The sequence below is a fragment of the Arthrobacter sp. Leaf141 genome (genome assembly GCF_001424565.1).
In the GTDB taxonomy this organism is placed as follows: Bacteria; Actinomycetota; Actinomycetes; order Actinomycetales; family Micrococcaceae; genus Arthrobacter.
This window is the reverse complement of record NZ_LMOL01000035.1, coordinates 1-9,901: the sequence shown is the minus strand read 5'-3', so window position 1 is coordinate 9,901 and position 9,901 is coordinate 1. Positions and strand designations below refer to the sequence as shown.

Here is a 9,901-nt window from a genome sequence, read left to right as displayed (position 1 = left end):
GCGAGTCGTGGGTGGTCCTGATTCAAGCCGTCACACCGGTCCTGAATCAAACTGCCATATTCAGTGCGCAATGAGCCTCTTCCAAAGAAGGTGCTGCGAATCTTAATTCTGTGTGGATACGGAATTTGGGGAGTGAGACGTGACGAAGCTTCTGAATGTAGTTGACGACCGCAAAACCTCATGGGTTTACCTAGTGCCCGTGGGAGTCATACTTCTTGTCTTCTTCGGCGTACTCCAGGGACCAAACGGCGACTCCAAGCTGCAAGCTGCGCTCTTGCTGGGGCTTGCGGCCTTAGCCATGGGTATCTGCTGGATGTGGGCCAGCACGTTGTCCAAGGCGGAGTTATCTTTAGTCGACTACATCAAAGGGACCACAACATCCAGGACAATGCTGTGGTACTGGATGGTTTTCGGCGCTGCTTCCTTGGTCGCCGATGTTCTTGACGTCGGAACCCAGATGTTTGCATCCCTGTGGGAGTCCTCGCTTCTGACATTTGGGGGAGTCGGATCAATCCTGCTAACGGCAGTGCCCGCATATAAGGAGTTTCGAGAGGCTCAAGCTGCCGCAATGGCTACTCGAAGCGAAGGATGAACAACCTGCCCGTGGGAGAAATGGAGTTGCCGTCGAGCATTCTGTTGTCCACACCATCACCATTTGACTGTCGCGCGACGGGCTCAACTTTCACAGTTAAAGCGGCTGGAGAAATGATTCGAGTCTAAAACGGGATGGTCGGCTGTGTTAGCGGCGTCTTTCTTGACTCGTCGGGTTCCAAGGCTAGAGCCAGTGAGCCAGAAACAGTTTGGGGCGTCTTTAGGTTTCCACTTGGTATGGGGCAAGATCATCTTGGGGGAACTACGCAAGTTGATCTGTACGGCTGCGCGATGAACCCGCAGATTCTGTTTCAACGACGACGATAGGTCCCTTCGTGAGTGTTCCCGCTGGCTGGTACAACGACCCTCAAGACCCTGCCCTTGTACGCTACTGGGACGGTGGTCATTGGACGGCTCACATCCAGCCGAGCCAGCCTCTGGCGGCTCAGCCGCCGCATATTCCCCAAATGTCAGCTCAGCCGCAGCAGCACTTGCAGAAGATGCAGAACGAGAAGAGGGGCCGGGCCGGGTCAGTCCCCAAGGTGGGGTTTTTCGGTGCGAAGAAGACCGCCGAGACTGCGTTGGCCGACGTCGAGCGGCTGCAGAGGATCTTGGACGAACGCGGACTGCTCGAATTCGACCAGATCGAGGCCAGCCGGGACGAGCTGCGCCGTATAGCGGAGAAAGAGCGGCAGGAGTGGGCGGCCGAAAGCCAGCGCCTGCAGGGACAGTTGCAGCACCTGCGCGCCGAACTTGCTCAGGCAGAAGGCCAGCTGGTGAGTTCCCGCGCTTCGGCCGCTTTACAGGAGATTGGGGTCTTCGACTTCGAACATCCAGCTGAGCACTCAGCGCATCTGGCTGCGAGGCTGGACGCCCTCCGTGCACAGTACAAAGAGATGGCCCGAGCCAAGCAGGCCATTCATGCTGCCACTAACTTCACGTTCAACAACTCCACAAAGCAGGGCGAGAAGTTTGTGAACCAGATGTCCACCATCATGCTGCGCGCTTACAACGCCGAAGCCGAAAACTGCGTAAAAACCGTAAAGGCCGGCAATCTGGCCACCGCAACCTCCCGCCTTACGAAAGCCAAAGAGCAGATCGAACGCCAAGGCACCATGATCAACCTGCGCATCGATGAGCAGTACCATCACCTGCGCCTCCAGGAAATGGTTCTCGCCGCCGAACACCTCCAGGCCCTGGCAGCGGAAAAAGAAATGGAGCGAGCCCGCCGCGAAGACCTGCGCGAGCAAAAGAAGGCCGAAGCCGAGCTGGCCGCTGCCAGGCAGAAGCTTGCCAAAGAACGTGCCATGCACCAGGCAACACTTGATGCACTCATCGCCAACGGTGACCTCGAAGGCGCTGAACGCATGCGATCGAAAATTGCTGAAGACGAACTCGCTCTGGCAGATGTCGAACGGCGCGCAGCGAACATCCGCGCCGGCTACGTGTACGTTATTTCCAACATCGGCGCCTTCGGGGAGAACATGGTCAAGATCGGCATGACCCGGCGCCTGGAACCCATGGACCGGGTCAACGAACTCGGCGACGCCTCCGTGCCATTCCGCTTTGACGTACACGCGCTCTTCTACTCCGATGACGCAGTTGCCACAGAAGCCATGCTGCACAGGACGTTCGGCGAGCAACGCGTCAACAAAGTCAACCTTCGCCGCGAATTCTTCCGCGTCACCCCGCACGAAGTCCTCGAAGTACTCAAGGAACACCACGTCGAGCTCGTCGAATTCACCGAACTGCCGGCAGCTGAGGAATTCCGCCTCAGCTCACCCGAGGCCGAAGCTATGCCCGTATGACTCTCGAAGGCCTATAGTGGCGCTGAGGGTCGAATGAGCGGCATCACTTTCTCCAGCCAGTGGGATGAGGATGCGAGCCTCCATTACATATCAACGCAGGAGCTCGGACTGCCACAGGCATCCGTCTTGGACGACACCGAAGCAACAGCGCTACTTACCAAGTGGCATCGTGGTTGGCTTGCTCTCGGTGCTCCGGAAAACGTTCCGCTGTCAAGCCTTAACGCGAGCATTCAGGGCGTCTTGAGGAAGGATGTCCTGGATTTCTATCTGACGCAGCCACAGGGAACTTTTGAGGACCAACCCTCATCCTGGGGCGCTCAAGGGCCGCTAGCTGTCGAGCTAAGTGACGGCAGAACTGTGCTCGTCGACGGCAATCACCGCTGGGCTGCAGCCAAGATCCGACTCGAACCCTCGTTCCTTGTACAGATACTACGAGGGAAAGCAAGCTCCTAACGCAGATTTTCGCTGCGCCGAACGGGGCATTCCCTTTGCCATTTTCGAAAACCGATAATGGCGATTCCGTAAAACTGGGGGAGATTTGAACAATTGCCATCTATGCCAGACTTACCAGACGCCTTTCCTTGTCCATACGAGACTTGACACTAGGAACCACCCCGTTATCGGCATTTGCAGGTCCCGATTAGACAGCGTCTGCAGCCAGGAGTAAGTCCTCGATGACTCCATCACGAGCGCCGGCACGTACCCGGAGGGTGGCGCGGTAGCTGGGCCGATAATCATCGCCCGTTTTGGGCTCAGAATCATCCCATTCGTAGAGTACGCATCGGAGAGTGTTCGTCAGGCGTCCGATCAGGGCTGCAAGGGGGAATGGGCAGCGCAAAAGGAGGTGGATTTCGGCGTTTCCATTCTTGTTCGAGAGCTCCCTGATGTGAGCGGTGACTTCTGCTGCAATACGGCCGGCAGTTGCCGGATCGAGAAGTTCACCGGTGGTGCTCGTGAGATGGATCCACGATTTTAGGGTTCCATCGTGGTCTTCAATGAATTTCTCGAATGCTGTGTCGCTTCTTTGGTTCAAGAGATCGACATACGCTGCAACGGCTGGCCGTCCGGGTTTGCTTGCCGATGTATTCGTGGCGGCATCGCTGATATTCACAAGTGGGGTGGTGCTGAATTGGGCTTCGCCATCACTGGCCCAAATATTCCCCTGCTGATCGAAGACTTCCATATGGCCGATGCGGGACGAAGGCAGCGCTGCGCCGATGGCGAAAGCAACCGATAGATGGCCGCCGCCCTGAACTCGTACACGACGGGCGCCAGTTCGGGTGACCCCGTCGGGGAGAAACGCGATCGTGTCTTTCAGGTCAATTAGACCTTCGCGGCTGGGAAGACGCTCGTGATCAGATGGCCGGACACGGATATCCAACTGGCTTCCTGTGCGGTCATACACCTGGGCGGCATTGCGGGTCTGGAGTGACAGGCTGAAAGTTCCGTCGTTCAGGGCAACGACTTCCCGGTGGTTGGCCAGGCGGTGCCACAGCATCTTTTGAACCACAGTCCGTAGCCCGTCGCGGTCCGTGGGGTGCTGGTCGACACCACTCAGGGTCTCTTCGGCCATGCCGAGCAATCGCTCGGGTGCCGAGTAGTCGATTTTCCCGGGTTCTCGTTCCACGGCATTGGCAATGCCCAAGGCGAAGCTCGGATTTGCTTTATGCGAGTCGAACAGCAGGGGCGCTTCGACGCGTTTGACGACCTTGCTTTTTGATACCTCGAGTGTTGTGACTAGCACACCTCCGGAGATACCGTCTCCGATTGCTTGCCTTAGGCGTTCTTCCGTGTCCCCAGGAGGGAGGTCATCTTTATCCCGCCAAACGGGTATCCCCCCAGCCCGCAATAGCCAAGCCAGTTGCGCGCAGATTTCCGTTCCATCTGATTGCCTGTATGAAATGAAGATGGGGTCTGCCTGGTCATGAGTGGCAATGATGTCGGTCAAGTTACTTCCTATCGTTCGGCTATGGACTTGCGCGGGTGGCCTACGTGATCATCAGCGACGGCCACTGGTACGGGAAGGGCAGTTTCCTGGTCGACAACCCAAGCAGCTGCTGTGATTTCGCCCGTTGGAGTAAGCACGACGATGATGGTCAGGAATCGTTTGAAGCTGAGCTCGGGATCATGCAGGTGCCGCGCGTAGGCTTCCAGGTCATAGTTGCTCGGGGTGAGATCGCCTGATGGGTGCGTGTGCCATTCACCAATCCATTGGCTTTGGTCCTCTGTCCATGCCAGCTCGGCAACCTGTTGGGCATGGGTCAAGTCGCGAAGGAAGCGGTTGGATTCACGACGGGCTTTCGGGCCCGGGCCACCAGCGTGACGGATGACGACCTCCTGACCATCGTCCGTGCCGAGCAGAATACCTCCGGTTTCCAACCCGTCGCAGGATCGGATGGCCTCCTCCCCGATCAGGGCCAGCGCCTCTGGGAGGATCCAAATGTCGGGCCGTCGAACCGAGTTACTCAAGCCGCACCACAGGATGGGCAGTTCTCCCTAGGCTCCGGGATGGACGCCCAGCTGATCCCAGCCGCGGCTTTGGCGTCGAACGGTGGAGCGAGGTCGCCGCCAGGCCTTAGACCGATTACAGCGTGTTCGCCAGGGAGGGACTGAGTGTGGTCTCCATACAGAGACTCAAGCAACGTTGCCACGGCCGCTTTGGCTGCAAGCGTGCCTATAAGGCGCAAATCGGGAGGCACAGCGGTCATAGGCTGGTGCACCCGACCCGTGCCATAGTCCAGTTCTTGATCGGCTTCAGCGTCCATGGCACCAGAGGCATCGAGGTGCGCTCTGAAGCACAGAAGACATCCAAACCGGGGCGTAGGACGAAGTCGCAGTAGTTCGCCGATGGACCCGTTGTCGAGGACGCATGCCAGGATGGCCGGCTTACCAGCCCGGCGGGCGAGGTGGCTGACTACCCGGCGAGGAGCTATCCCATCGGCAGCACAAATCACCAGATCTACGTTCTCCATCAACGGGCGCGCTAAATGAGCCTGGGTGACGATGTCAATGGGAAGTGCTTCTACGTTGTGCAACGGCCATTGGGACTTCAGATGGTCTTTTAGGGCGTGAACTTTGCGTCTACCGACGCTTTCGGGCCCCAGGGTGTGTCGGAGCATGTTGTGCCACAGGAATCGATCAGGATCGATGAGGAGGACACGGCCTACCCCGTAGCTTGCCAGGGCCTCCGCGGTTGCGCTGCCAATGCTGCCACACCCAACTACGATGACGGAGGTGGCCGCCAGCTGCTCAATCGGCCATTGACCGGCAAGCTGCAGTAGACCAACAATTTTCGGCTCAACTTCTATGCGAATGGGACTGACACCGCTCCGTTCCACGTTCCACCCTGCGAATTCGTGAACCCCTGCCTGGAGGGTCTCAGGGGAAAGATCCGGATCATGGGTGATTAGCAGGCCGGAATGATTGCCAGGATCGGAAACGTTCGGAACCATGTCCCTAAACGCGTCGTAGTCCAGTGTCCGGCCCGTCCGACTGATGACGTACCGGTGGAGAACGTTGATTTCGCTCTGCGGTTTCCGCATCCACTGTCCAGTGCAGCGTTCACCATCCCACTTCAGCGCTCGATACTCGGACGGGATATCCACCGGGAGTGTTGTCCCAGCCGACGAAGTAATTGCGCTAATGACGTACAGGCCCTCGGCAGGAACAAAGCGCATCCGAATCCGACCGGACGTGCCCTTTGCGTTGGCGATCTTGGCTGCTGCGTCCTGTGTGAGGACTATGAATGGGTCAGTTGGCGACAATGGAGCCTCCCATTCCCGGAGATTCCGGGACCTCGTGGCCGCCGCGCATGTATTGGGTCACAAGGTGATCGAAGGACGGGTCCGTCACGATTCCCCGCACTGACATTTCTTGGATCGCGCCGTGTTTCATCAAGGCATATTCGATGTGCCAGCCTGCGGCTTTGGCAATCAGGTCAGTGATGCTGGCTTCGGGATGCCAACCACCGTCGCTTTGGAGCAGGCATAGTGAGCCGCCCGGCGCCACATGCCATGCCGCTTGTGTCTCTTCGTAGGGCGTCGGTTCGACACTGACGGGGAATATGGTGGGTGGGACCATGGGGTGCGCAGCGGAGTACATGACCGCGACCGTTAGCCCGTTGCTTCCGACCAGCTCCTTCAAGCCCGCCGGCGCCAGCCTGTCGAACGGCCATAGTGGCAGCTCCCCGATCCACCCGCCGTGAATATGCTCCCCAGCGCCCGATGGATCCGGTTCCTGGTACAGCAAATGGGGGGCGAACTCGGAAATTTCCTTGCGGTCACGTTGCAGCCTCGCCGGTTCGGCGTCTTGCCAAAAGATCGAGTCCACGATTTGCGGGTTGGTCATCCTTGAGGGGTGTCCTTCACTGTCCGGGGCAGGGCGGGAGCAACGGCTGCAAGTGGATTTCCGGTAGCAGGAGGCTTGGGGAAGTCGTCTCCGAAGACTTCGCGCCAGTATTGAATGGCGGCAGGGGTGTTGTTGTTGTTTTGTGCCTGGAATGCGCGGATTGCTGCATCCCGTGCTGCATTCAGGGAGTCAGCAAGGCCCTCGTAGTCAAGGTCCGACTGGATAGGACCGCAGATCCCAGCCGGGTCAACGACTTCGTTGCCGCCCTCAATGGCGTACGCTGCACTGACGAAGAACTGCTTGATGGCGACTGGTCGGATGTGGTTTGCAGGAAGGAGGTGAAGGGCTAGTACCTCCATGACCAGTGATTTGATCTTGATGTCCTGCTCGGAGGCCCACCATTTGAGCATCCGGACAGTGCCGGCGTAACTGCTCCATTCTGCGTGCTTGTCCGCTACAGCCTTGATGAGGTACTCCGGGTTGCAGGGAACCCAGTCTTTTGAAGCTGCTTCCGGGATGAGCAGCATGCCATTACGACGGAGAGCTGGCATCGCGTCGACAGTGAATGCGTTTGGGTCATCGGGGTCGTCCAGGAAGCATTTGACTGCGTGGTTACGCCACTTGGCGAGGCGTACCGCCTTGTCGAAGGTTCCGTTGGTGGCGCCGAGGAGAGCGTTGACGCGGCTCCGAGTGTGATTGAGGGCGTCTTCGGCCGAGGAACCTGGCCCGCCCCAGTCTGGATGCTTTGCGCCGTCGTAGACAATTACAACATCTACGTCGTGTATTGGGTCCTTGTGAGTGCCTCGTGCCAGCGAACCTGACGAGATGACTTCGTCCACGTCGCTTTCCAGGATGAAAGCGCCCTTGAACAAGTCCCGCCGTGAGCGGGCCTCCTTCACTTGCTGGACGTCAGCGTTGACTATGCCCTGAAATTCGTTGAAGGCGTTCGTTACGCTCACCTTAGTCCCCATTTCGTTCGTAGTACTACATGTAGTGCTCATTAAATATATTGCTACTAGATATAGTATTACACGAGTGTCATTTATTTGCGTCTAGTTAAGCCCAGAATCTTTATCGGCGCCGATGAATTGTGCCCAAGTTTGCGCTTAGGCCGATCGCCTAGTCGAGCCCGAGCCCACGCGTTCCAGGTATCGGTTCCTGAATTTGCGCGGCAAGCATGACAGCCGGCTGTGACATCAAAGGAGGGTGGCAGTCTCTGCTTGGCCTATCGGCTCCGGCGGCAGGACGACCGGCTCGGGCCTGACCCTGTCGAGCTCGATGCCGAAACCGAGATCCACAGCAACGCCTAGCCCTGCGAAAACTCCTCGTCCGGGGCAAAACGGGTGCCCTCGGAGCTACTTCCACTGCCGTGCTTTAAACGCCGATAATAGGCGCTCGGTAAAGGTGACATGACTCTCCGGATCTAGGTGTCTTGGTCGACTGAATGAGACTGGCAACGAACTTTGCTCCGGCGTCCCTAGGCTCGGCACGCGAATCGGAAGGGTGTGCAGTCCGCTGAAGGGTCAGTACCGTTTTGGTACCCTGAGGACTTGGCGATGAATCTGCGTGTTCCTGAAGACCTCGATAGACGGCTGGAGAAGTTGGCTGCCGAGGAACACACGTCCAAGTCCGCGCTTCTGTTGCAGGGCGCAGAGTTGGTTCTGCAGCGCCACGCGCGCCGACGTGATATCAGCGCAGGTCTTGATTTCGTTATGAGTAATGACGCTGATCTGCTGAAGCGCCTTGAAGACGCGTGACAGCGTACCTGGACGTTGAGGATGCACTTCAGGTAGTTGATCGGTACGGCTTTCATATCCGTGATGTCGGGTTGTTGGCCTCGGCACTGGCCAGGCCGGCTACGACGGTCATGGGCGCGGAAGCCTATCCCGAACTCGCGGTGAAGGCGGCAGCCTTGTTGGAATCGGTCGCCCGGTTCCATTCACTCATTGATGGCAACAGACGGCCAGCGTGGACGCTCATGCTGCTACTCCTGTGGATCAACGGTTACCGGCATGACTTCACCACGGATGAAGGCTTCGACCACGTCGTCGGAGTCGCCGCGGGCACTATCGACTTGTTGGACTCTGCCGCTCAGATTTCCAGGCATTTGGTGCCCCGGTAGCCCTTGACCCCCTGAAAACGGGGTGTGGACAATGTCCACACATTTCCTCTCGTACTGCCTCGTACAGCTGCCGGACTTCTTCGAATTTCGCATGTTTTCGCGGGAGCCGAGTGTTCGCAAGGCCGGGAATGTAGTTCGAGTCCCACCTCGGGCACAGTGTTTCAGCAGGTCAGAGGCTTTTTGTCTTTTTGGTGTTGACAAAGCTTGACATCTCAGGGTTTCCGTATGTGGCCACTCGTTGAGACAACAGAATGGCGGGGGAGTATTTACAGCCCTGGGCAGCTAGTAAAGGACCAGGTCGCATGCAACTTGAGGGCTGAAGAAGAGGTATTTTGGATCCCTCGAAGCGACTAAAGAGTCCTGTCCCCTATGGAGATGTTGCAGCCGAGGTGTGATGCCTGCAGGTTTGCGATCCGGTGGCTTCCCCCGAATTAGTGGAATTATGTGGTCCATTACGGGGACCACTGGTCAGACCAGAGAGCCTGGATTCAATCGGCTCGAAGCAGATCTGGCAGGTCCAAGAATCACGCTCGAGCACTTCAAGTGGACCGACTTCCTTCATCTCGGGATCCAAAATTCCCAGCGCTCTAATTCTGGCGGGGAAAGACCGCTTCTGCCGGGAGAATCGATCTCGCTTATCAGAACGGGCCTGTCGTGCCGGGGTCCCGAGCGGAACAGGCGGTATGGCGAGAAGACGGGGGCTTCACACTCGTATTCTGCGCAGTGTTCGTCGACATCCGAAATGAACTTCCTTCCGGAAAAGAGGTTCCCAAGGTGTTGGCTGAAGCTCCTCATCCAGCAAGGACTTCCAGCCCTGCTGTTCTCAAAACCTCGAATACCTAAAGCAACCAAAAGGAAGTGACTGTTCGGCAATGAAGCAACCCCTTTGTCAATGGTCATTAGTTTCTGCCCCTGGGCGGCCAGTTAATCGGCCCGCTGGTCAACCGCGTCACCAACCAACCGGGTTCGTACAACTGATATGTAGGCGTTTCTTGTCAAGAGGGCAAGGGTGAGCGGCCCACGGCTGGTTGTC

The 9,901-nt window shown here is 57.8% G+C and carries 10 protein-coding genes; 5 read left to right on the top strand and 5 right to left on the bottom strand.

The annotated features are described in order from the left end of the window. Positions 1 to 139: 139 nt before the first annotated feature. The 3 genes from ASF72_RS17095 to ASF72_RS20480 all read left to right on the top strand — a co-directional run bounded on the left by ASF72_RS17095 (position 140) and on the right by ASF72_RS20480 (position 2,852). The gene (locus ASF72_RS17095) at positions 140 to 592 is read left to right on the top strand and encodes a hypothetical protein (protein ID WP_056600886.1); all 453 of its coding nucleotides are present in this window, start codon (positions 140 to 142) and stop codon (positions 590 to 592) included. A 334-nt stretch (positions 593 to 926) separates the two neighbouring features. After that, positions 927 to 2,399 (top strand): DUF4041 domain-containing protein, encoded by a 1,473-nt coding sequence (locus tag ASF72_RS17090; RefSeq protein WP_056600884.1) that lies wholly within the window; start codon positions 927 to 929, stop codon positions 2,397 to 2,399. Between the two features lie 33 nt (positions 2,400 to 2,432). Continuing rightward, positions 2,433 to 2,852, top strand: a complete 420-nt coding sequence (locus ASF72_RS20480; protein ID WP_157371055.1) for a ParB/Srx family N-terminal domain-containing protein — start codon at positions 2,433 to 2,435, stop codon at positions 2,850 to 2,852. 187 nt (positions 2,853 to 3,039) lie between these two features. Here the strand turns inward: ASF72_RS20480 and ASF72_RS17085 are convergent, their stop codons facing one another. The 5 genes from ASF72_RS17085 to ASF72_RS17065 form a co-directional block, all read right to left on the bottom strand. Further along, positions 3,040 to 4,347, bottom strand: a complete 1,308-nt coding sequence (locus tag ASF72_RS17085) for an SAVED domain-containing protein (protein WP_056600881.1) — start codon at positions 4,345 to 4,347, stop codon at positions 3,040 to 3,042. Positions 4,348 to 4,355: 8 nt separating this feature from the next. Beyond that, positions 4,356 to 4,868, bottom strand: coding sequence for a Mov34/MPN/PAD-1 family protein (locus ASF72_RS20150; RefSeq protein ID WP_235504771.1), 513 nt, complete (start codon positions 4,866 to 4,868; stop codon positions 4,356 to 4,358). Then, a complete protein-coding gene (locus ASF72_RS17075; protein ID WP_235504772.1) occupies positions 4,865 to 5,851 on the bottom strand; it encodes a HesA/MoeB/ThiF family protein in 987 nt (328 codons plus the stop codon). The genes ASF72_RS20150 and ASF72_RS17075 overlap by 4 nt, the downstream gene beginning before the upstream one ends. 298 nt (positions 5,852 to 6,149) lie before the next feature. Beyond that, a complete protein-coding gene (locus ASF72_RS17070) occupies positions 6,150 to 6,746 on the bottom strand; it encodes a hypothetical protein (RefSeq protein ID WP_056600875.1) in 597 nt (198 codons plus the stop codon). Next, positions 6,743 to 7,705: a hypothetical protein gene (locus tag ASF72_RS17065; protein WP_056600873.1), complete on the bottom strand. Its 963-nt coding sequence runs from the start codon at positions 7,703 to 7,705 to the stop codon at positions 6,743 to 6,745. The genes ASF72_RS17070 and ASF72_RS17065 overlap by 4 nt, the downstream gene beginning before the upstream one ends. Positions 7,706 to 8,302: 597 nt before the next feature. Here ASF72_RS17065 and ASF72_RS17060 point away from each other — a divergent pair. Beyond that, positions 8,303 to 8,503, top strand: coding sequence for a ribbon-helix-helix protein, CopG family (locus ASF72_RS17060; protein ID WP_056600889.1), 201 nt, complete (start codon positions 8,303 to 8,305; stop codon positions 8,501 to 8,503). Further along, complete coding sequence (locus ASF72_RS17055) at positions 8,500 to 8,868, top strand: type II toxin-antitoxin system death-on-curing family toxin (RefSeq protein WP_056600870.1); 369 nt, start codon at positions 8,500 to 8,502, stop codon at positions 8,866 to 8,868. Before ASF72_RS17060 ends, ASF72_RS17055 begins: the two co-directional genes overlap by 4 nt. Positions 8,869 to 9,901: the final 1,033 nt, after the last annotated feature.